This is a genomic window from Paenibacillus sp. FSL k6-2145 (assembly GCF_037976585.1).
GTDB lineage: Bacteria > Bacillota > Bacilli > Paenibacillales > Paenibacillaceae > Paenibacillus.
In genome coordinates this window covers 5,113,560-5,135,448 of record NZ_CP150267.1, presented here as the reverse complement: position 1 = coordinate 5,135,448, position 21,889 = coordinate 5,113,560, and the positions used below count along the sequence as shown (strand labels likewise).

Annotated in this window: 17 protein-coding genes and 1 other annotated feature; of the genes, 4 read left to right on the top strand and 13 right to left on the bottom strand. The window is 45.1% G+C overall.

The genetic code is table 11. The features are described 5' to 3' along the window. Positions 1–33: 33 nt before the first annotated feature. The 5 genes from NZ043_RS22855 to NZ043_RS22835 form a co-directional block, all read right to left on the bottom strand. Positions 34–2,661, bottom strand: a complete 2,628-nt coding sequence (locus tag NZ043_RS22855) for a PAS domain S-box protein (protein WP_339309294.1) — start codon at positions 2,659–2,661, stop codon at positions 34–36. A 271-nt stretch (positions 2,662–2,932) separates the two neighbouring features. Further along, positions 2,933–5,314 carry a polyprenyl synthetase family protein gene (locus NZ043_RS22850; RefSeq protein WP_249910850.1) on the bottom strand — a complete coding sequence of 794 codons (2,382 nt, stop codon included), beginning with the start codon at positions 5,312–5,314 and terminating at the stop codon, positions 2,933–2,935. Positions 5,315–5,501: 187 nt separating this feature from the next. Next, positions 5,502–6,299 carry a sulfite exporter TauE/SafE family protein gene (locus NZ043_RS22845; RefSeq protein WP_249910851.1) on the bottom strand — a complete coding sequence of 266 codons (798 nt, stop codon included), beginning with the start codon at positions 6,297–6,299 and terminating at the stop codon, positions 5,502–5,504. Between the two features lie 488 nt (positions 6,300–6,787). Beyond that, entirely contained in the window at positions 6,788–7,543 is a 756-nt protein-coding gene (locus NZ043_RS22840; RefSeq protein ID WP_091031030.1) for an SDR family NAD(P)-dependent oxidoreductase, read from the bottom strand. A 324-nt stretch (positions 7,544–7,867) separates the two neighbouring features. Next, positions 7,868–8,344, bottom strand: a complete 477-nt coding sequence (locus NZ043_RS22835; protein ID WP_339309293.1) for a DUF6376 family protein — start codon at positions 8,342–8,344, stop codon at positions 7,868–7,870. Positions 8,345–8,479: 135 nt separating this feature from the next. On the opposite strand from NZ043_RS22835, the gene NZ043_RS22830 reads away from it, so the two are divergent. After that, positions 8,480–9,448: a bile acid:sodium symporter family protein gene (locus NZ043_RS22830; protein ID WP_047842786.1), complete on the top strand. Its 969-nt coding sequence runs from the start codon at positions 8,480–8,482 to the stop codon at positions 9,446–9,448. A gap of 121 nt (positions 9,449–9,569) precedes the next feature. Here NZ043_RS22830 and NZ043_RS22825 read toward each other — a convergent pair whose 3' ends face one another. Then, complete coding sequence (locus NZ043_RS22825; protein WP_133384596.1) at positions 9,570–10,421, bottom strand: aldo/keto reductase; 852 nt, start codon at positions 10,419–10,421, stop codon at positions 9,570–9,572. 172 nt (positions 10,422–10,593) lie between these two features. On the opposite strand from NZ043_RS22825, the gene NZ043_RS22820 reads away from it, so the two are divergent. After that, positions 10,594–11,112 (top strand): MerR family transcriptional regulator, encoded by a 519-nt coding sequence (locus tag NZ043_RS22820; protein WP_105598559.1) that lies wholly within the window; start codon positions 10,594–10,596, stop codon positions 11,110–11,112. Between the two features lie 256 nt (positions 11,113–11,368). Here NZ043_RS22820 and asd read toward each other — a convergent pair whose 3' ends face one another. The 6 genes from asd to NZ043_RS22790 all read right to left on the bottom strand — a co-directional run bounded on the left by asd (position 11,369) and on the right by NZ043_RS22790 (position 18,635). Beyond that, a complete protein-coding gene (asd, locus tag NZ043_RS22815) occupies positions 11,369–12,454 on the bottom strand; it encodes an aspartate-semialdehyde dehydrogenase (protein WP_074094892.1) in 1,086 nt (361 codons plus the stop codon). A gap of 169 nt (positions 12,455–12,623) precedes the next feature. Further along, positions 12,624–12,900: a binding site (T-box leader), on the bottom strand. 189 nt (positions 12,901–13,089) lie between these two features. Then, positions 13,090–13,935, bottom strand: coding sequence for a class I SAM-dependent methyltransferase (locus NZ043_RS22810; RefSeq protein WP_339309292.1), 846 nt, complete (start codon positions 13,933–13,935; stop codon positions 13,090–13,092). Between the two features lie 149 nt (positions 13,936–14,084). Further along, the gene (gene galU / locus NZ043_RS22805; RefSeq protein ID WP_253508104.1) at positions 14,085–14,957 is read right to left on the bottom strand and encodes a UTP--glucose-1-phosphate uridylyltransferase GalU; all 873 of its coding nucleotides are present in this window, start codon (positions 14,955–14,957) and stop codon (positions 14,085–14,087) included. A gap of 57 nt (positions 14,958–15,014) precedes the next feature. Further along, on the bottom strand, positions 15,015–15,407 hold the full coding sequence (locus NZ043_RS22800) for a GtrA family protein (protein WP_253508102.1): 393 nt from the start codon (positions 15,405–15,407) through the stop codon (positions 15,015–15,017). Next, positions 15,400–16,386, bottom strand: coding sequence for a glycosyltransferase family 2 protein (locus tag NZ043_RS22795; RefSeq protein ID WP_339309291.1), 987 nt, complete (start codon positions 16,384–16,386; stop codon positions 15,400–15,402). The genes NZ043_RS22800 and NZ043_RS22795 overlap by 8 nt, the downstream gene beginning before the upstream one ends. A gap of 50 nt (positions 16,387–16,436) precedes the next feature. Further along, a complete protein-coding gene (locus tag NZ043_RS22790; RefSeq protein ID WP_339309290.1) occupies positions 16,437–18,635 on the bottom strand; it encodes a glycosyltransferase family 39 protein in 2,199 nt (732 codons plus the stop codon). Positions 18,636–18,839: 204 nt separating this feature from the next. Here NZ043_RS22790 and NZ043_RS22785 point away from each other — a divergent pair, with 204 nt between their 5' ends. Together NZ043_RS22785 and NZ043_RS22780 are read left to right on the top strand one after the other, a co-directional pair. Then, positions 18,840–19,523 (top strand): response regulator transcription factor, encoded by a 684-nt coding sequence (locus tag NZ043_RS22785; protein ID WP_105598555.1) that lies wholly within the window; start codon positions 18,840–18,842, stop codon positions 19,521–19,523. After that, positions 19,523–21,040 (top strand): ATP-binding protein, encoded by a 1,518-nt coding sequence (locus tag NZ043_RS22780; protein WP_339309289.1) that lies wholly within the window; start codon positions 19,523–19,525, stop codon positions 21,038–21,040. Before NZ043_RS22785 ends, NZ043_RS22780 begins: the two co-directional genes overlap by 1 nt. 240 nt (positions 21,041–21,280) lie before the next feature. Here the strand turns inward: NZ043_RS22780 and NZ043_RS22775 are convergent, their stop codons facing one another. Next, positions 21,281–21,751 carry a GNAT family N-acetyltransferase gene (locus tag NZ043_RS22775; RefSeq protein WP_339309288.1) on the bottom strand — a complete coding sequence of 157 codons (471 nt, stop codon included), beginning with the start codon at positions 21,749–21,751 and terminating at the stop codon, positions 21,281–21,283. Positions 21,752–21,889: the final 138 nt, after the last annotated feature.

Genomic DNA, 21,889 nt, shown 5'->3' with positions numbered 1-21,889 from the left:
GCTTTTTTGCTCATGAATCCATTTTTAGGACACTCAGAGATTATTTTTGATGTAATAGGTCTCCAATGCTTGCATAATGGACTCGATTTTGATCGGTTTGCTGATATACGCATCCATGCCTGCCTTCAAGCAGTTTTCCATGTCCCCTCTTACCGCATTTGCAGTTACCGCAATAATGTATGGACAACTCTCGGGGTGCAAAGAATTTTTAATCGCTTTTGTCGCTTCGAATCCATTAAGCCTTGGCATATGCACATCCATGAAGACGATATCATATGAATTGTGTTTGACCGCCTCGACTGCCTCAACACCGTCCGCCACATGATCCACGAAGTGCCCTTTTTTCTCAACGATTCTGCTAAGGACGAGCTGATTCACCTCATTGTCTTCTGCAATTAAAATCCGCAAGGCTGATGTTCTGCTCTTCTTCTGCTGTTGATCTAACCTTTTGCTCTCTTCACCGTTATTTAATTTAAATTGGGCGGTAAATATAAATATTGTACCCGGTTCATCCGATTCCTCGATCCAGATCTTCCCCTGCATTAGCTCCACCAGTTTCTTGCTAATGGCAAGGCCAAGACCGGTACCTTGAGGTTTGCGGGTCATAAAATTGTCCAGTTGGTAGAAAGGTTCAAATAATTGTTGTTTCCTCTCAACCGGAATCCCAATGCCCGAATCCTTTACCTGAAAATAAAGCTGCACGTTATTGCCGGACTGCTCCTTAACCCCAACTTTAACTTCCACGCCGCCTTCTGAAGTGAATTTGACCGCGTTGCCAATGATATTGGTAAGTACCTGTTTAAGACGATAAGCATCACCATACACCGGAGTTGGAATAGCATCTTCTACGCACATACGAACATCCAGCTTCTTTTCACGAGCCAGCGGTTTTACGATTTGCACCGTCTCGGTCACGATTTCTACGAGATCAAAAGGATCCTCTACCAGATCGGTTTTGCCTGACTCGATTTTGGAAAAATCAAGAATATCATTAATGATAGCCAGCAAGGAATCTCCACTCTTCTGGATGATTTCGATATATTCCTTCTGTTCCCCGCTAAGTCCAGGAGTATCCAGAAGCAAATCCGTCATCCCAATTACACCGTTCATAGGTGTACGGATTTCATGGCTCATCATCGCCAAAAATTCACTTTTGGCCTTATTCATTCTCTCCGCTGTCTCTTTGGCTACCAGCAGTTTTTTCTGCTCCGTAATATCCTTCGCTATCAGGTAAAACCCGACATTCGATTTATTAACAATGATTGGAGCAAGCGTAGCCAAGACTTCTGTCTCAGATCCATCCGTGTGCCGAACAGCGTTGATCTCCTTTTCAGCCATCTCATAATCACTACCCAGAATCAGACCCAGATTACTGGCTCCGATAAATCTGCTTATGCTTGTACCGATCATTTCAGCCACGGGACAACCCGTCATTTTCACCGCTACTGGATTTGCATTCATAATATTACCATCCATGTTAAACGAGATAATGGCGTCATGATTGTATTTCTTAAGCGAAGTGTATCGCTCCACAGATTCCTGCAATTTAAATTCGATGCGTTTGCGTTCAGTGATATCCTGTAGTGTTCCGTTTAGCTGGACTGGCTGACGATGCTCATCAAGCGTAATCAATCCACGCAGGTGAAGATACTTCTCATTTCCATCAGAGCTGATGTGTTTGTATTCAAAATCGAGCGGTTCACCCTGTTTTACCCCTGTAATATGTTTTTGTAAAGAGGCTATATCTTCGGCATCCATAACATTAAAAACATCACTTATACGATATGGTTTGCAGGTGCGTTCAAGTTCAAAAATCTCAAAGATCTGATCTGAAAATGTAATATGGTCTTTGACCATATCCCATTCCCAACTACCAATTAAGGCAATACGTTCAGCCTCTGCACTGATATCCTTTTGTTTTTTTCGCTCTGATATATCTCGTCCAATTGTAAAAATCTGCTGTTCATGCTCCGCATCACCAAAGACCTTGTATGTGGTTTCAAACCAAAGATAATGCCCGTCTTTATGGCGGACTCTAATATTCAACAGATTACCTTTAGTCAAATCCATCTGTGAGATCCGTTCCAGATCTTGTGGGTGAAAGGAAGCATTATTGTTTCGGCCAATGACTTCTTCCGGGGAATAACCCAATATTTGTTGGACTGACGGTGAGCAGAACCGACAAACTCCCTCTGAATCGGCAATATAGATGATCTCCTGAGCATGATCCGTAATAAGTTTGAACATTTCTTCACTATGGAGAAGTTTTTGTTCAGACAGTTTACGATTGGAAATATCAACAATATGGCAAACGGAATAAAGAGGTTCATCCGTAATTTCGCTTCGAACCAAGGAAACATGTATTGAACACCATAAGATGTCACCATTTTTATTAATGTAACGTTTTTCGTATTGATTTTCTTTTGATTTACCTTCAAATAACTCATAACTACAGATCATATCTTGTGACGAATCATCCGGATGTGTAATATCCTGATACGTGAGATTCATTAATTCATCACTTGTATAACCTAGCATACAGCAAAAAGCAGGGTTCACTTTCATCCATTGCCCTGTTGGAGCAACGAGTGCAATCCCAATAGGCGCTTGGTTATATATCTGCTCGAACAATTCATGATGATCGACCTTTTGAACCTGCATTGTAAGTTCTCCTTTTGGCATATAGACTCCATATAAAGATTGTCGAAATCTAAAGTTTTTACTGATATAAGATGTTCTATAAAAATTAGTCAGATTTAAAACAACAGTACCTGCTTAATACCCAGAATTTCAGTTATTGAAACAAATCTTTTTAAGAGATTTGTGTCTTTAAAACCAAACAAGGTCCGGAATCCATTCATATGGAATCCCGACCTTTGTCATTATATATCATAATAAGTCATACGCAACACGGAATCGTTAGTAAAACAGGTTAGCGCTCGCGACCAACAAGATAATCCAATAAATGTCTCAAGAAGGGAATAGGTTTCGCCATCTCGTTCAATGCATCTGTCGCAAGACAATAATGCTCCCACATCTCTTTTTTCGCGCCTTCATCACCAAGAATGGACACAAAGGTTGAATTGTTGTTCCGCTCATCCTGACCTGCAGGTTTCCCAAGAATGAGGTGATTGCCCTCGAAATCCAGCAAGTCGTCCTTGATCTGGAAGGCGATCCCCGCATGATAAGCGAACTTCTTCAGTGTAGCCATCTCCGGTTCCTTCACTTGGGCAAGTATCGCTGGCATGACCAGGGCAGCTTCGAAGGCAATGCCTGTTTTGTAAAAACAGATCATGTTCAACTGCTCAAGAGTTAACACTTTGCCTTTCGAGTTCAGATCCATCGCCTGCCCCATACACATATCCTCTGCTTTTTCAGCCGAATACTGAATGAGCGTTAGCACGGTTGCCGCATCAAAGCGATTCAATGAGGATTGCTCTCCTATCGCCTTCTGAATGAGAAACAGACCGGTAAGCTCTGCTGTGGCGCTATTGTGTACCTGGTGCAGCGTGGAACGTCCACGTCTTGTCGAAGCATTATCCTGCGTAGGCAGATCATCAAAGATCAGGGAAGCGGTGTGCATGTACTCCAGCGATCTTAGCAGCGGAACGATGGATGACTCAGGTAGACCATACTCGCGCACGCCCATAACCCAAGTTAATATGGGGCGTAACCTCTTCCCGTCTCCCTGCAAGCTGTAATTGGCTGCATCGATCAGCGTTTCTTTCATCTCATGAAGTCCACCGGGCTTGGCAATCTGCAACTCCACATTAATCTGTTCGCGAACCGTTTGAATGGTCTGTTTGAACTCCTCTTTCTCCTGCTTGTCATTTTTCAATTGAAGCACGACCTGATCCCGTAACAATTTATCAAGAAAATCAACGTCATCCGCTTTTCGCACCATCTGTTGAACCAGTTGATTGAATTCAGGCTGCCCAGAGGCAAAGATCGTCATCACTTCATCATATTTCTGCTGCCCCAACCGTTCTTTACAACGTTTCAGCCCGTTGATCGCACGATCCAGTATGACCTCACGGGTCTTGGCATCCGAGTTGTAAACATCATGGATTAGATGAGAGATGACTGCCCAATACAATTCATATGGATTAATCAGATCAGGGCGCAAATCTCGATACTTCAAATAGTAAGTATAAGGAGTTACTGCCCCTTCTTCCATATCGTCAAACATATCGGCAAAATCATCGGCCAACTGATTATATATCCCGTAATAAAACGTCCGCAGATCAAATCCTTCATCCACCGGTGCACTGAGAACAGACCGGACGATTAATCGGGAAGAAGAAGATTTGATAATAATCGGAATGTACAATTCTTCATTGGTATAATTTGCATTGGCTAATTTCTTGTTGCGATCAATCTCCTGAGACTGAAAGAACACATAGGATTGCTCTAAGAACGTGCGCTGTTTCTCTGGATGCTGGTAGTTCTTAATGTACTCAAATGCTTCCCGAAGCTCGGAATGTACATATTCAATCACTTCAAGGTTGCTGCCTTTCCACTCCCCCAGATCAGGTACGACCCCGGTAAGAAGTGCATCACGTATCATCAGGGAATATTGTTCTTTTTCCTGAACAGTCAAAGCCTGTGAATCCAGCAAGTCATCCACAAATGGATATGTCAAACCGTACGAATAACCAAGTCGGATCGCCGCATCAAATCTCCGGGCACGTTCTTCAGGTGGTGTCTGCTCATTCATCTCATCGTCCACATGAAGGACCACGCCGAGAATAATCTTGATCAGCTTCCGCTGCGCCTGCTCTGCATCCAGCTCCTTCGGGATGTTCGATGCTACATTCTTTAATTTGTTCATCACCCAGATGACAGCTGTTTCAATGTGCTCCTTCTGTCCCCATCGGTACAACGCAGCCAGACTGATATAATCGGGCTGTCCTTTGCGCCCAGTGGCAGAGCCCATAAAGTATTTTTTGGTATTCTGGACAATGTGCTGAATTCGGGCCTGCGTATCCGGAGAATCAAGGGCTTGCCCCAGATCTCGCATATAAATATAGGAGATACTCCGATCCAGGTAATCATCCAGCTTTCCTGTAGTATTCAGCCAGTGGATATATCTATGAACATCCCGGGGATCCGGTTTTCTTTTGCTAGGTGATAAAAGAGAAAGCCAGGCAAAACGATGAATATGTTTCTTTTGCCATACATGAATATCTTGGGTAAGTGCTGTTGTATACGTATTATCCATAAGTTGCTGCCTAAGAGAAGTAAAATACTGAGATGCTTTCTGCTCAGCTAGCCGATATCCTGCATCAGCCTGTTCTGTAAGTACGTTATTCATAGGGTGGATACCTCAACTTCTATTAATGTTAAACATGTATCCATGAAAGGAGATGAGGTGCTCCATGGACGAAAACTGAACTCATTTGATCGTGTATCCAACGCTTCAGCTCATGTTCATAACCTTTATACGGCGATCCAACCGTTTGGTTACGAAATCGTCACTGTTCATTCCCATATACGTGATTTTACAGAATGGATGACCAGACTTTGACCGCTGTGATGGCGATAAGTACGATTAATGCATATCGAAGTACCCTCACATTGATCATCGAACTAACCCGTGAACCAAGGGATGCCCCCAGCAGACTTCCGATCACCGTATAGATAATGGGTTCTAGCGGAATGTCCCCGCCCGTAATTTTACCTATAACGCCGCCAATGGCGGAGATAAATACAATTGCCAGTGAAGAAGCAATCGTTGTTCGTACGGGGATATTGAGAATCGTCAGCATGATGGGAATAAGGATAAAGGCACCACCCGCACCAACAATTCCTGATACAATGCCTACTGCAAAAGCAGTACCTGCTGCAATCCATCGGTTAAACACCAGTGGAGCTGAGGTATCAAGCTTTCCCTTTCCGGGAATCAGCATAAGCACAATCGCCATGATCGCCAGAATGCCGTAGATCAGATTAATAACCCTTCCGTCCAGATGACCGGATATGAACCCGCCGATCAGACTGCCAGCAAGAATGCTGGAGCCCATGTACAGCACCAAACCGCGGTGAATGATCGCCCCACCACTTCTACCCGTTTTTACTTTTCTGCGGAATGCAATCACACCGGCAAGTGAAGCGAAAAACACTTGAAACATACTAATCGAAGATACCTGATGTGCTGAGAATGGCTCCAGTCCCATCCAGGATGGAACATATAACAGTAGCGGATAATTGATAATGGCCCCACCAATACCCAACAAACCGGAGAAGAATGAACCGACCAGACCCAGTATAAACATGATGATAAAAAGCAGAAGATCCATCGGTTATGCGCTTCCTTTCGTGCAATATAAATCTCATCTCAATACCACTCAAAAGTGCTATACAAGGTGAATATAATCCGTTATAATGAAAACCAAGTAAATTAATCCGAAATGAGTGATTAAGCATGTTTAACGTGTTGAAGACTCTTTTTGAAAATAAATGTCCACAGTGCAACGAAAAATTACAAGTTCATAACGATGCGTTGTGCTCGACCAAAACCTGTTCTCAATGTCATTACAAAGAAGAGAGCTATGGCTCTCTCGGCGTTCGAATTGTATATGACACACCACAAAATGATAAAAAGATACAACCTTGCTAATTGTATCACGATCTCTGAATTTTCGGGATGATTCGACAAACTTATTTCCATCTCACATGCTACGATTACTTTATAATGAAAATACAAAAACGGTGCAAAACGAATAAATCGTTCTGCACCGTTTTTTTCTGTTTTTTGAGATAAGTTCTCTTAATTTTAGAAGGTTATTTATTTGGTTTTGAAGCTGAGGAATCCATCATCTACGGCTACGGTTGTACCGTTCACTGCGCTTGCTGCATCACTGAACAGGAATGTAACCACACTGGCTACTTTCTCCGGTTGAATGAGCTCTCCACGCATATGTTGAGTAGCAAGTGCATCTTTCATGGCTTTGTCATCACCCAGAATCGGTGTTTCGATAAAGCCAGGTGCTACACCAACTACACGAATTCCATGCTCAGCAAGTTCCAATGCACCGGATTTCGACATCATAACAACAGCAGCCTTGGCTGCGTTGTAGTTGAAGCTGCCTACTGCAGCAACACTTCCATAGATCGAAGCTGTATTTACAATGGTACCTTGTACATTTAATTCAACCATTTTTTTCGCGCCATAATACATGCCGTAGTATACACTGTGCTGATCTACATCAATGACTCTGTGATAGGATTCCGGGTCCATCTCCAGAAATGGCTTCACAAGTCCAATGCCTGCGTTATTGAAAATACCGCTTAACGTACCATATTTCTCTACGGTCCAGTCAATCAGGGCTTTGATCTCGTCCCCTTTGGATACATCCACTTTGTACGCGCCCGCTGTTCCGCCTGCTGCTTCAATCTCTGCCGCAAGCTTCTTCGCTCCGTCTTCATTATAGTCAGCGACAACAATAGTCGCACCTTGATCCGAAAGTTGAAGTGCTGTCTCTTTACCAATACCACTGGCTCCACCTGTAATAATGATTACTTTTCCATTGTGCTCCGTCATGACTCAGCTCTCCTTTGGCAAAATATATTTAGGTACAGTTTAAAACTTATAGTAAGTAACTATATTTTATTAACTTATAAACTTATCATACGCCTCTGTCCCAACCTTGTCAAAACATAGATCATCTTCACATAAATATGAGATAAATGTCATATACATCTCCTATTTACATGATATAGTCTAGCTCCTGTGATATTAAATATGCATCCGTTTTCGGAAAATAAAAAAGCGAGCATAACGGTAATTCAATCATTCCGATATCTCGCCCTTCTCAAGTATTCGATTACAAACTGGATTGTCTTAAGGTGCTAAGAACAATTCAATTTATTCACCCTGAAGTCCGCTAAGCGGATCTTTCAAATTATTGATATTGGTGATCAGTTCAGGAATGCCTGTCTTCTCCCAATTTTCTGCCGTAAAACCTTGCTCTGCAATTGTATTTTCGAAATTGTCCACTACTTCTGTTAATTGAGTATTGTAACTAACCAGATTCTCATGAATGCTCTCTCCTATTGCAGGAGCAGTCAACTGAGAAAATTCACTTGCTTCTGCTTGGATCAGATCGATTTTCTCCTGAATCTGCGTTGTAATCTCCAGATTATTCACCGCACCCGATGCAAGCTCTTGCAGATCAGCCCCGGCGTTTGATACCTGTTCTATATAATCAGTAGCCCCACTCACATAATTTAAACTTTGATTAGCTTGTTCCACGACTGAACAGGCCGAAATCAAAAGAATACTTGATGCAATAAGCCCTGTCATCATTAATGTGTGCTTTCTTTTTCTTATAGACATGATCATCTCCCCTTCTCCTAATCGGAATCCTTGTTCCAAGTCCATGATACCTGTTCAGACTGCTTCATTGCAAATGGGTCTGCAGCCAACGTTATTAACATGTATAATAGTAAAATCACACGGTAAAGGGATGTCATGATTATGCTTCAAGCCTTGAACCAACGCTTGAACCGCATCATGCCACTGATTACCCCAATCAGTATTATTATTGGCGTGTTATGCGGGAGTTTTCTTTCTTCTTATACCTTTTTATCTCCTTGGCTTTTTGCGTTCATGACGTTCGCTGGAAGTATCAGTCTTGGGATACGGGATTTTGTGAACGTGCTGAAGAAGCCGTTCCCCCTGTTTGTATGTCTGTTTATTTTGCATTTGGCGATGCCTCTAATTGCTCTCGGTATGGGTCATCTGGTCTTCCCTACAGATGCGTACACCATAACGGGCCTTGTTCTGGCAGCCGTGATTCCGACAGGAATAAGCAGCTTCATCTGGGTCAGCATCTATCGGGGCAATATCGCACTTACGCTATCTATCATCCTGATTGATACCATGCTTGCTCCTTTCGTAGTGCCCGGGGTGTTATCCCTGTTAATCGGCACCAGTGTTACACTGGACACGGCAGCCATGATGAGCAGTCTGTTCTGGATGATTGTTGTACCATCCCTTCTCGGTATGCTGCTGAATGAGTGGACCAAAGGCGCCATTGTCCCGGTCTGGGGACCAAGGTTGAATCCGTTATCCAAATTGTTTATGGCATCAGTTGTTGCTATTAACGGATCTGTCGTTGCGCCCTACTTGGCCGATTTCAACTGGAAGCTCGCTGGACTTGCGGTCATCATTATTTTTCTGGCATCATTCGGTTATGCGCTAAGTTACTTCATCGCCCGATTGCTGGGCTGGAACGAGGCCGATCAGGTCGCTCTCGTATTCAATGGAGGCATGCGCAATATCAGCGCAGGCGCAGTACTCGCTGTTTCGTATTTTCCGCCACCTGTTGCTGTCCCGGTTGTGCTTGGCATGGTATTTCAACAGATGCTCGCTTCCCTGACAGGTTATCTGCTCGGTCGTCGCTCTCAGCTTCTGCATAAGTCAGATAAGACATCTGCAGCATAACAAAAATATTGGAATTTTTAAAAACGCCGACATATTAGTCGGCGTTTTGTATTGAGTTGCTATTGTTACTATTATTGCCAAGATACTGCTACGTTTCGTAAACCTAGCAATCAGTTCCTGGCTACAAATCCACTTTCATATTGCCCAGCATCTTGGCAACTTCAGGATTATCAATCTTCATGAATAGACTTTCCTTGGTATCCAGTGTGGAAATGGTTGCAATCTCTTCCGGGCTTAGTACAAAGTCGAAAATATCGAAGTTCTCGATAAGCCGCTCTTTGCGTACTGATTTTGGAATAACAACAACATCCCGCTGCACAAGCCAGCGCAGTACAACCTGGGCGACGGATTTGTTATGTTTCTCGGCAATGGAAACCAAGACTTCGTTGCTGAACAAATTGTTGCGACCTTCGGCGAACGGGGACCATGACTGGTGCTGTATCCCCTGTTCTTTCATGAAAACAGCGCTGTCGACCTGCTGTTGAAACGGATGAGTTTCGATCTGATTGATGACAGGCACAACTTCGTTGTGGACGATGAGGTCCATCAGGCGGTCAGGTAGGAAGTTACTGACACCGATAGCCCTGATCTTGCCCTCATGGTATAGTTCTTCCATCGCACGCCATGCGCCGTAGTAATCACCAAACGGCATGTGAATGAGGTACATATCCAGATAATCGAGCTGCAGCTTACTTAACGATTTGGCAAACGCCCGCTTGGCACTTTCGTATCCTGCATCCTGAATCCAAAGCTTGGTCGTGATGAAAAGTTCTTCCCGCGCTATGCCACTGCGTTTAATTGCACGTCCAACCGCTTCTTCGTTTAGGTAACCGGCAGCGGTATCAATTAGGCGGTAACCGGCCTTCAGCGCCTCATATACCGTGTTCTCACATTCATCAGCATCGGGAACCTGGTAGACACCAAAGCCAATAATCGGCATTTTCACTCCATTGTTCAAGGTTACAGTTTGCATATTCAATTCCTCCTATGGTTCAATTGTGAATCGCAAGTGGTCACGTATTCCTGAAATTCAGCAACGAAGCGAGGATTCCACTTCCGGCCGACTTGCGTTACAATAACCCTAGCTCCTTCGTCTTACACGAAGTCAAGCGGTCTCCAATATTTTTTTAGAAGGAGGAGTACATATGTATACTGTCCAGGATGCTGCCCAGCTTACGGGACTCACAGAGCACGCTGTTCGCTTTTACACGGATAAAGGCTTGGTTCCGAGCATTCAACGCAATAAAAATAATATTCGGGTGTTTGATGAAGAATCCATCAATTGGCTACATGGCGTCAAATGCCTCAAGCAGACAGGTTTACCGATTGAAAATATTAAAACATACGTCGATCTCTGCCTAGAAGGTGATTCAACCGTTTCGCAGCGATTCGCACTTATGATGGAGTATAAGGAAGCGGCGCTGATTCAGCTTGAGGAGGCCAAGAGCCGCGTAGCCCATTTGGAAGAGAAAGCACGTCAATATCAGGCCATTTTGGAGCAGCGCATCCCGGATATGACCAACCCGGTCAATTGGGAAACCAAGCGTGACGAAGAAGGGAGTTGTCCTGCATCCCGTTTAAAAAGTCGCAGTCTTCCTGAAGCCGAGGTTTCGGCTCAGTGCCCAGCAGCTGCTATGAAGCAGCAAACTAACATAGTATCTTAAACTTCACATGATATAGCTCACGTATGTTCTAAACATATAGGCTATCTCTTACATTATATATATCTAAATGAGCCTGAGTAAAAACGCCGACAACATTGTCGGCGTTTTTCGCCACTACAACCCTCTGCTGGAATCTCTTTAATCTATTCCTGCCCATTTTCTGGTCCCTGTTCACAATACAAAAAAACCATCAACAAGTGATGGTTTTTCATGAAATATCCTGTTCAGAAATCTGCTGCTCATGATGCCTTTATGCTTATTTCGGCTGAATATATCCTTCAGCTTTGAGTAGTTCTGCGATCAGAACCGCACCACCTGCCGCTCCGCGGAGCGTGTTGTGGGACAATCCCACGAATTTGTAATCATAGAGTGAGTCTTCGCGCAGTCGGCCTGTGGAGACACCCATTCCGCGTTCGATGTCACGATCCAGTTTTGTCTGTGGTCTGTTCTCTTCTTCAAAATACGTAATGAATTGTTTTGGTGCACTTGGCAAAGCCAGTTCCTGCGGACGACCTTTGAACTGCAACCAACGCTCCAGAATTTCGTCTTTGCTTGGTTTTTTCTCGAAGTTTACAAACACGGTAGCCAGATGTCCGTCCGTTACCGGTACACGAATACACTGTGTTGTAATTAATGGAGCAGAAGCTTTGACGATCTGATTGTTCTCGATGCTACCCCAGATCCGCAGTGGTTCCTGCTCACTCTTCTCTTCTTCGCCACCGATGTATGGAATGACATTATCGAGCATATCTGGCCAGTCGGTAAAGTTTTTACCTGCTCCGGAGATTGCTTGATACGTGGAAGCGACAACCTGAGTCGGGTTGAACTCACGCAAGGCGTGCAGTGCTGGCACATAGCTCTGAATCGAGCAGTTTGGTTTTACAGCGATAAATCCGGTTTTGGTACCCAGACGTTTTCTCTGTGCTTCAATCACATCCAGATGTCCCGGGTTAATCTCAGGGATTACCATTGGTACATCTGCTGTCCAGCGGTGAGCGGAGTTGTTGGACACGACAGGTGTTCCTGTTTTGGCATAAGCCTCTTCGAGCGCTTGAATCTCATTCTTTTTCATATCAACCGCGCAGAAAATAAAATCAACCTGGCTGGCAAAAGCTTCGACCTGGGAAGCATCCTGAACAACGATTTTCTTCACAGCTTCCGGAATAGGAACTGCGAGTTTCCATCTGCCTTGTACGGATTCTTCATATGTTTTACCTGCCGAATTGGCGCTTGCAGAAATAGCTGTTACTTCAAACCATGGATGTTGATCGAGCAGGTCCACAAAACGCTGACCTACCATTCCCGTTCCTCCGACGATACCAACTTTCAATTTTGCTGACATTCAATCATCATTTCCTTTCGGTTTAAGTGATTCTTCTCATTGATCAATTTCATAACTCACTAAAAACGTATTATGAAATGGACTTCCTAATTAACACTATTCAGGCAATTCCAAAGCGTGTAGTCACAGCCCCGAAAAAACCAAAAAATCCCATCCCCAAGACAATAGTCTCAGGGACGAGATTGAACTCTCGTGGTACCACCCAGATTCGCCAATATGTCACCATATCCGCCTCTTCAAGTAAAGGTTTACAACCATGTTGCTAGCTGTAGACCGTTCATACTCTAGCTCTGTAACAGGAGCTCCTGTCACACCATCCCTTAACGCTAAGTTCCGATGTGCTGCTCTGAGTCTTTATTCAATAAAAAGTTCTTTACTCCTTTTCAGCTGCCGGAGCTCTCTTTGAAAGAATGATTTTTATCTACTCGTCTCTTCGTCGCATTTGATATTGCGATTATAATATCAAAATTACCGTGATGAAGTAAACACATTTTTTAAAATCATGGAATTTATATGTTTCCAGCGGAGCTGAACCATTCAATTATCGCAAGAAAAACTTCAGCTAAATGGTCAGTCTTCTGTGAAAAGTGCGTGATAGACTTTTTTCTTATAAATTGCTGCTAATAACTATTTCATTATTGCTTTTTGGCAATAATCGCATACGTTCCCAGTGGGCTCCCAGGCCCCGAGGCATGATGTGTCCTAAGTAATTTCAGTTCAGAAAGAAGAAGTGTTTTTACTTTGTCCGGGATCGGAAGCAGTTTCAGTTCCACAGGCGCTTCTGCCAGTGTCATTTCGGTTTCCCAGCGACCATCCTGCAGCTCAGGAGAATGGATCGAAGTCTCTTCCTTAATCGTCCAGCCCGCCGCAGAGACAAGCTCTTGGATGTCCTCCGGTGTAAAAAGCGTGCGCACATTGGAGAAGCTGTTCTCCTTGTAACATTCGACCTGGGACTGAATCAGAACGGATAACCAATGTGAGAGCTGGCTCACATCTGTTACTCGTGCATCCCATTCGGCGAAGCATAACTGATGTCCCCACGTCCTAACCTTGCTAAAAATCTGGGCGAGTTCGTCAAACGATTTCAAGTACCACGAACAATGGGAAAGTACGATAACATCAAACTCATTCTCGGCGAATTGGGCCTGATCACTTAAAATGTCGTAATCATAATCCATTCGAATTCGGTTACCCAGTGGAGATCTCCGTAGCTTGGCTGCCGCTTCGCCTACGGTCAGCGGTGCACCATAATCCTCAGGTGCAATATCTACACCATGAACGTATCCCTTCTCCCCTACCAGATGTGCAAGCACGGCCGTTGTATCTCCCTGACCACAACCGATTTCCAGAACGCGGCTGCCTTCCTGTATCCCCCAAAAGAGTCCCAGTTTCATCCGATGCTCAGTCTGAATGTACTGAGTGGCGGCGTTGTCCTCCACGTCCATATACTTAATAAGGTCCCTGATGATAGATTCATTCATGATTCCTCACTCCTCAAAGAGCAACTTAAACTTCTTGCTCATTGTAGCGTTACTGGAATAATTGTACAATGTTAGAGTCTATGGCAGAACCATGGCACGGAGGAGAACCCGTCCTACAACAGATATAAACCTCTGCTACATATCAATCCCTATGCCCACTGGGTTGCAAGCTTCTGAAGATAGGGTGTCAGCATGGGCTGTAATTCCTTGCGCATCAGTCCGATCTCCAAGATCGCCTGAATATATCCGAATTGATCACCAATATCGTAGCGATGTCCCTCTAGTTCAAGGGCCAACAGCTCCTCCACCTGACTCACTTCTTTCAAGGCATCCGTTAACTGATATTCCCCTCCAGCCCCTCTCTCGATCTGATCAAGGATTGGAAAGATGGAAGGTTTCAGAATATATCGTCCCATTACAGCTGTCCGGGATGGTGCTTCCGCAAGGGAAGGTTTTTCGACCAGATTGGTGACCCGGTGAACCCGGTCCTCAGCACCATTCGAATCAATGATGCCATATTTGCTCACATTTGCCGCGTCTACCTGACGGACACCGATGATCTGGTTGCCTGTTTTTTCATAGAGATGGACCATCTGTGCAAGTGCAGGCGGATCAGACACCATAATATCATCTCCCAGCAGTACAGCGAAGGCATCATCCCCTACAAATTGCCGTGCACACCCAATGGCATGCCCCAGACCCAGCGGTTCTTTTTGACGAATAAAATGAATATTTGCCATCTCGCTGATCGCCTGCACCTCTTCCAGTAAAGACTGTTTGCCCTTGGCATACAAAGAATGTTCAAGTTCAACCGATTTATCAAAATGGTCCTCTATGGATTTTTTGTTGCGTCCGGTCACAATGAGGATATTCTCAATGCCTGATTGTACTGCTTCTTCAACAATGTACTGGATGGCCGGTTTGTCTACAATCGGTAACATCTCTTTAGGCTGTGCTTTGGTCGCTGGCAGGAAACGGGTTCCGAGACCCGCTGCCGGAATAACTGCTTTTTTAATTCGCATTTCATCATACACTCCTTTCATTTGCTTCTTATAACCAATATTGCACGCTGTGGGTAGCTAAGTAGCGATACGAAACACCCAGTATCTGCTGGCCATATAGTTCAAAACCATCCCCATCAAGGTCGCCAGTATCTTGCTCATCACGAGACTCCAACCCAGCATGTCCTGCAAAGTCATCAGAATGAGGGCGGATAACGCGAGAACGATGAGATTGGTGATTAGAAAACGAATACGTTTTGCTCTATCGCCGCTCCCTCGTGCCGCGTCTCGAAAAGTCCACCTGCCGTTCAGCCAGTAACTGTTCGCAACCCCGCAGCTGTACGAGATTACTTGAGCAATCAGAACAGGCACACCGACCACTGCGAGTAATGCAAACACCACCGTATCCACTGCCGTATTCGCAACACCCACAATACCGAACTTGAAGAGTGTCACCAGACGCTTAGTCATGATGAGCAACTCGGGCTGTCAATCGGGATTGCGCTTGCTGACCCTCGGCCTGAACCACATCTCTCACAATGTATAGCGGACGTGCCTTGGTCTCATCATAGATTCGGCCAACGTACTCGCCCAGAATGCCCAGCATGATCAGGATGAATCCGTTAAACATCAGCATGATACTCACAATGGATGGCCATCCCTTAATCGTTGAATCCGTAAATATGGCCGAACCAATAACCGTTAACATATAGATGAATCCGCCAACCGACAGGATCGCACCTACATAACCTGCAAGTTTAAGCGGTTTATGTGAAAATGACGTAATGCCATCCAGGCTTAGCTTCAGCATGCGTTTCAGCGGATATTTTGTTTCGCCTGCCAGACGTTCATCACGTTCATATTCAATAGCAGTCTGACGAAATCCGACCCAACTGACCAACCCGCGCACGAACCGGTTTTTCTCGGGAAGACGTTTCATCTCATCACATACTTTGCGGTCAATCAGGCGAAAATCTCCGGTGTCTACCGGGATATCCGTATCCGTTGAGGCACGAAGTACACGATAGAACAGACTCGCCGACCATTTTTTGAAGCGAGTTTCCCCGCTTCGTCTGGTGCGACGGGCATATACGACTTCATAACCCTCTTTCCATTTGGCGATCATATCGAGTATCAGTTCGGGAGGGTCCTGCAGATCCGCATCAATAATAACCACCGCATCCCCCAATGCATAATCCATACCCGCTGTTATCGCGATCTGATGTCCGAAGTTACGGGCAAAATCAATCAGTTTTACACTCTCGTCCCAACGGGCGTAATCACGGATCATCTGTGCACTTCGATCCACGCTGCCATCATTGACAAACAACAGTTCATAGCTCTCTCCTGTACTGCCCATGACCTTCTTCAGACGCCGATAAGTCTCCTCGATCACCGCTTCCTCGTTATACATGGGAATAATAATGCTGTATCGGTACGCGTGAGCCATGTTTGTCCCCTCCCTTTTCCAATGGACTTCGTTCGAGATTTTCATTACAGTTATAATTTCACTTCGTACAAGGTGGTCTGTCCGCCAAATCCGAATCCGAATCCAAGTCCAGCTTCATTCTCCGTGTCACCGTTATCCATGGATCCGCTGTCTGTGCCTGTCTTCCATTCTGACGTTGGAATCTCGGTTCCGTGCTCTTTGATCCAATCGCTAATATCCGTGTTCCCTCCGCGGCCCCCCATGCCACCAACCATGAAGTATTTCACTTGCCCGCTCTTGACAAGTTGCTCAAGTTCCTCTGTTGTGTACACCGGGTCTGAGCCGGAGAAACCTCCAAGTGTAATGACCGCTGCTCTTTCATCGATGATATAAGGTGCTGCCTGATTATAGTCCGTAGTGGCAAAGAGATACGTTTCACCTGTATTGTGCTCTTTCAGATAATTCAGTGTGACTGTATCCACTTCTTCGTTACGGTTACCCATTCCGCCACGGCCACCCATTGCAGGCATTTCTGTGTCTCCAGCAACGTTACCCATCGGCATGCCCATTCCTGCCCCACCAAACATGCCATTGGAACCAGTAGGGCCTGCTGCCGGAATCATGCTGTTGCCGCCATAAGTAATTGGGGTGAATGCCCAGTAGATTGGACCAATCAGCATCACCATGAATCCCGCGATAATGAAGCTCTGTTTCCATCGATGTGTGCGATGAAGCATAACGATTAGGATGACCGTAATCAGAATGCCTGCGATCAATTCACTAATGGACCAGCCTGCACCAATCGTATCGTTATACACCTGCATGATATACCAGCCGAATAGAGTCGTCAGCAGCACGGACACCGGAAGCAACCATGCCTGCCAGCCATTGCGATCATGATATGACTTCCACATCGCTACAAATCCTGCGCCAGTCAGCGCCGCAACTGGAGGTGCAAGCATAATCAGATAATATTGATGGAAGAAACCTGCCACACTGAAAAAGGCGGCAACGGGAAGCAGCCATGCCAGCCAGAACAAGGCCTCCTTGTGCTTGTTGGTTATATTTCTCCGTCTTAACCCTGCAAATAGGGCAATGCACCCAAGCAGCACAACTGGCAACAGCCAGCTAGCTTGACCTGACAGTTCAGTCTGGAACAGACGCAGAGGACCTTTCTCCCCTGTACCAAACATTCCTCCCATGCCTCCGCCACCATTACCGCCAAAATTTCTTCCGTTTGGCATTTCCATATCATTTGGCATCTGCCCGTTCGGGAAATTGCCATTCGGCCCATTCATGCCGCCCATGGCATTCATGCCTTTTGAAGCATTTGAATTACCGTTATCCGGTGCATTGACATCTTGCCCAGCGCCTAGGGAACCACTATCCGTCTGATTAGGTCCAGCAGACATTTCCCCACGATTGCCCCGATTATTGCCCTGTCCGATAGCATTTGGCATACCTGCGTTACCTGAAGTATTCTGCTGACCGGTTAGCCGTGCCAGACCGTTGTATCCAAATGCCAGTTCCATGACCGAGTTCGTTTCACTGCTGCCGATATAAGGCCGCTCGTCTTCGGGTATGGAATCCACAGTGACCGCCCAGGATAAGGAAACCACCGCCAGAACTGCTGTGCTGCCGATCAGCAGGATGATTTTCCTTCTCCATTTCGCCTGAAATGCGAGTAGATAGAACAAGTAAAAAGCCGGGAGAATCATGTAGGCTTGAAGCATTTTCATATTAAAGGCTACGCCTATTAACCCAAAAGCAACCAGAATGCGCCAAGCACTGCCTTGTTTGCTGCCTTTGAACAAAAACCATGAACCCAGAAGTAGTGTAAACACCAGCATGCTGTCAATATTGTTGGTCCGGCTGACTGCCGCCACAACAGGCACAGTCGCCATCGCAAGTGCCGAGATTCGTGCTGCTACAAGTCCATATGTAGGTTTCACCATGAAATAGATCAGGAGCACCGAACCGATTCCCGCTAATACCTGCGGCAAAATAACGCTCCATCCGTGCAATCCAAAGACATAGGCAAAGGCCGTCTGGATCCAGAAGACAACAGGTGGTTTATCTACAGTGACCGAGCCTGCTGAGTCTAGTGAAGCATAGAAAAAGTTATGGAAGTTGCTGAGCATACTCCCAACGGCAGTCGTATAATAGGAATTGGCATATTGATCATTCCAGATACCGTACCCATTCAAAAATGCCGCCAGTAATACAATCGGCAGAAGGACAAGATCCATCCTTCTTTTGGTGTTATTCAAAGTTAATCACTCCTTCAAAGTTCTTCATGTCTAGTATTGTGACATGCCAAAATAAAACTGGGATGAGTGCCCGCTGAATGTTGTCTGAGGATAATTCACAATCCTTTCAGCTAAATTTCAGTTTAGCAAGCGATAATACAACATACAGTCCCTCCGAAGCGAGGGAGAAGTCTAGATAGATCAAGCAGGGAGAGAACGTACATTATGAAGCTTAGCAGCGGAATTAAAATACTATTGGCAGATGATGAACCACATATTTTGCAATTTCTGGAACTTGGATTAAGCAATGAAGGCTTCGATGTGCGTACAGCACCGGATGGAGCGGCTGCGCTTGAGTTGGCGCTTGAATTCAGGCCACATATGGCTATTTTGGATGTCATGATGCCAGAGATGGATGGATTCGAAGTGGTCGAGCGGCTGCGTAAGACCGGTGCCGAGGTTGGCGTAATTATGCTGACAGCGAAGGATGAAGTCGAGAATCGGGTTAAGGGCCTTTGGTTAGGTGCTGACGATTACATGATCAAACCCTTTGCCTTTGACGAGCTGCTCGCCCGGATTCAGGCCAGACTGCGTAATCAATTTCCTTTATTAATAGGAGCCGTCACCCACGGTCCCTTCCGAATTGATGATCAGCGCAAAGAAATCACCTATCAGAATCAGGTCCTGGAGTTATCTCCTACCGAATACGAACTGTTAAAATTTATTGTGCTTAATCATGGGATTGTACTTAGCAAAGCGACCATTCTGAGCAGGGTGTGGGGGTATGATTTTGGTGGGGAAGAAAATATTGTGGAGGTATACGTTCGCTCCTTGCGCGACAAACTCGGGGATAAAGAGCATAAACTCATTCGCACGCTTCGGGGTGTGGGATACAGGGTGGATCTCTGATGTACTCGCTGCGTAAGAAAAATAAACTTCGTTTAAGACGTCTGCACCAATGGATCTGGCCTCGTTCATTACGATCTCAATTGCTCTCACGTTCTCTGTTCGTGCTTGCTGGGCTGTTATTGTTAATCGGTATCCTGCAATTCTGGATCATGGAAAGCTTTCTCTACCGGAATCAGGCAAAAACCATGGAAGAACAGCTCATGTCCATGCCCCCAGTTTGGCTCGGAATCCAGTCACGTAGCGGATCTTCCAACAATCCTTTTGGTGGACAGGCAGGAAACGGGTCTGGTAATCGGGTGCTGTTTATTCCTGACCGTTCACTGGCCCTGTTTGATAACCAAGGTACGTTCGAGGATGTTTTTGGGGAAGACGGTCTGAAGGCCCCTCATCTATCAACCGTTGAATATCAAGACATTACAACAGAGTTGAAAGAACAAAAACACATTCCCTACCGGATCGTCACGGATAGCCAAGGCAATGAGCAATTGATTGTATTCGCTTCACCCGGTCCACGCAATCGCGGTTTACCTATGGTCCAGATGGGCACGGCTACAAAGCCACTGAGAGACTTGATTATTAAACAACTTCTGATCTTTGTGATGTTATCGCTGTTGGCTATGGTAGCCGGTCTTATTCTATACACTAAGGTATTACGCCGGACGCTGGTTCCCCTATCTAATATGGTGAATAAAGTACAGCAGATCGATGCAGGCAGCCTCGCAGAACGCCTTCCCGTCGTTCAGGGACAAGAGGAAGTGGATCAGCTCGCCGTTTCATTCAATGGCATGCTTGAAAGGCTGGAGAATTCGTTTGAAGCCGAACGGGAATCGAAAGAGCGGATGCAGCGTTTCTTGTCCGATGCTTCTCATGAGCTGCGTACACCGCTTACCTCCATACACGGCTTCATTGAAGTTCTACAGCGGGGTGCAGCGACCAATCAAGATCAATTGTATAAAGCACTGGACAGCATGCACGGCGAATCCGTACGCATTAACAAGCTGGTTGAAGATTTGCTGTTACTAACCAAGCTCGATCAGGCTCCAAAGCAGGAGCGGGAGGTCATTCAGCTGGACAGTCTCCTACTCGAAATGCAACCACAACTTGCTATGATGGCTCAGCAAAGATCCGTTCATCTCGACCTGACGGCTGAGGTACATGTACTTGCTGACCCTTACAAGCTGAAGCAGGTTGTACTGAATCTGTTCCATAACGCGGTGCAGCACACCGATCCAGAGCATGGAGCCATCTCCATAACGTTGTATGCCACGCACCATAAGGCTGAATTGTCAGTAAAAGATAACGGCACAGGCATTGAACCTGAACATCTGCCCCATATCTTTGAGCGATTTTACCGCACAAGCAGTTCTCGTTCGCGCAAACAAGGTGGCGCAGGTCTCGGTCTAGCCATTACCCGCTCGATTGTGGAGTCGTATGGTGGGAAAATTACTGTACGAAGTCAGGTAGGCTCAGGAACTGAATTTATGATTTTGATCCCGCTGTATAAGGCAGATGTCTAAGTTGAGCGTAGGATTCAAGTTAGCTATACGTAAGCTCTCGGCTAACTCTCCAAGCGTTGCTTTTCTTTCATCTTCATTCCGATCCTCACATTAATTCCGCTCTTCATTACATGGCGAATCCCCCTTTCATTTCGGTTGAGAAATGAAAGGGGGATTCTTTATTTTTGTCCGATTAGTATAGTGGTAGCCCAAGGGTCCCAGGCTAACGAATCTGAGGCGTCTTATTCAAGGATTTGAAACTTATAAATGCTTTTCATAAAATACCATTGTCATTTTGTCGTTAATTGCTTTTGTTGCACCCGTTTTTTTGTAGCCTATCTTTTCATACAAATAACAGTTTCCTTGCTCTTGTAAGATGGTACCTAATTTCCATGTCTTTGCATCATCATATATCTGCTCAACCATTGTAAAGACTTTTTGAGCAATTCCTTTTCCTTGATGTTCTGGCAGTATAAAAATTGGACTAATACTGTAGATCCGATTATCTTTTTTCACGACTCTGATTCCACCAACAGCAACTTCTATATGATAAATTATGAAATAATCTGTGAAAGATTGATTGATTTGAGTAATAATTCTTTCTACGGTTTCATTGGCCGGGCTTGTTGCAAAATCCTGATATTTTTCCAACAAAGGCATAAATGCTTTGATTTTCATTTCATGAACAGTCCCTGCATCTTTTAAATCTGCTTTGTATAATGAAACCTCCATTAAATATATACCTCCGTTTGATACGCTGGTTAGAAATACGAATTATAGTACATGCTCTGACAAGTTAAAACTAACATATTTTTCTTATTCGACGTTGTATTCTCATATTCCTCGCTATCTAAGTAACGGAACCACGCC